The organism is Endozoicomonas atrinae (assembly GCF_001647025.1).
GTDB classification, from domain to species: domain Bacteria; phylum Pseudomonadota; class Gammaproteobacteria; order Pseudomonadales; family Endozoicomonadaceae; genus Endozoicomonas; species Endozoicomonas atrinae.
Map to the genome: position 1 here is coordinate 2,715 of NZ_LUKQ02000357.1, position 1,585 is coordinate 4,299.

3 protein-coding genes are annotated in these 1,585 nt (G+C 50.5%); all 3 read left to right on the plus strand.

Annotated features, from left to right (window positions below; translation table 11 throughout):
* The coding region (locus AK963_RS26065; RefSeq protein ID WP_175404665.1) for a hypothetical protein at nucleotides 1-267 on the plus strand (267 nt) is incomplete at its 5' end.
* Nucleotides 260-1,228, plus strand: a complete 969-nt coding sequence (locus AK963_RS26070; protein WP_066018279.1) for a hypothetical protein — start codon at nucleotides 260-262, stop codon at nucleotides 1,226-1,228. The genes AK963_RS26065 and AK963_RS26070, both read left to right, overlap by 8 nt.
* A gap of 151 nt (nucleotides 1,229-1,379) precedes the next feature.
* Nucleotides 1,380-1,585 (plus strand): helix-turn-helix transcriptional regulator (locus AK963_RS26075; RefSeq protein WP_066018280.1); only part of this gene is annotated, 206 nt, incomplete at its 3' end.

Consider the following 1,585-nt stretch of genomic DNA (forward strand, 5'->3'; position numbering starts at 1 on the left):
GCCAAGAAAGCGCATGAGAAAGATGTTTATCAGGCGGCCCAGGAGGATGATGTGGCGCATATACTGACAAATCCTGGCACTAGAGTTATTGAGGCTTCTATTGCGATCCGGTTTCACAAGTCGGCCATGGAAAGAAGGGCGTTCAGCAAACGCAGCATGATGTTGCATCTTAAATATCCGGGAACATCAAACCTGAAAAACATGACTGAAATGGAACGCCACCTGAGTTGGAGCAAGCTGAGAGAGTGGGGGCTGACCTATGAGTAACCTCGGCGGAATGCCCGATAAGCGATCGTCTTTTGAGTATCTCGCCAGTTTGTACGACACCAGTCATAACACGGTTTGCCGGGCCTGGCTGGACATTATTTGTCCCAATGATGCGCAGGATATCGTTTCATGCACGGCACTTCAGCTAACCGGGCTTGCCTGGGAGATCCCGGTAGATGGCGGAGACCACCGGGGGATTGAGTGGCAGGAAGTGCGTGAGGTCAAGCCCGGGGAGTTCTACTGGTTTAACGTTGATGAGGGATACGTCTCTGTTACTGAAGAGCAACAACGGCAGTATCGATACGACCATGACTGGTTGAAAAAGGTATTGCAAGCGGGGCTATCACTGGATGGTGAGTTTATCTCTGTAGTACCGGAACATCTGGATTATCTGGGGGGGCTCGTATCTCCTCTTGGCACCATTCAGGTATTTCTGGCGCGTCAATACAGCAGTCAATCAGGATCACAAGCTATCGCTGAAGGTTTAAAATCCTGGCCGGGCTCAGCGAATCGGGCGATCCTCACTCCGGGTTCGATAAGGCGTCCTCTTACACTTGAAGGGACGACGTCTATTTCTGTATGCGATTTGTTGTCCGGGGATTCCGGCTGTTACCTCGATGCATCGAAGCTTCAACGACATTTAGCGCTGGTTTTCGGAACGGATACTCAAGAGCTGCCGGTTCACCTTTCAGACTACGGCAGTAATGCAGTGATGCATGCTGATGAGCGTCCAGCCTGGCATGTAACTGGAGAGAAGCGCTGTCATGTCCTGCGCTTAATCTATCAGGCATGGGCTGATGGTAACAAGGGAGTGTCTACCAGTCAGTTGCAGGCAGAGGGTATTAACTTCACCCATCCTCAGAATTGTTTCAACGATGATATTTGGCCGAACTACATCAACTACGAAAAAAAGCTCTGGACATTGAAAGCCCCTCCCCAATCTCGGCGAAAAACGGCATAGCAACCATTCAACCGGCACATGCCGGTTTTTTTTGCACAAAAAATCAAAAATATTCGCCAACTACGGCTCAGCTACTGTCCAGCTACGTCTCAGCTACTCCGACTGTCCGATCATGGTTCCTGCCTTTGGAAGAAATAAGAAGGAGCTTGAAATGGAGATACAACATCTGAGCCAGAAAGAACTGGCGGGTCGATGGCGGATCAGTCACTACACCCTGGAGAAGTGGCGCATGAAAGGCCTGGGACCTTGCTATATCAAACTGGGTAACCGGGTCGTTTATCGAATCAGTGAAGTGGAAGCCTACGAGCGGTCACATACTCACATCGGTACCTCACAACCACTGCCAAGGCAGGGAGG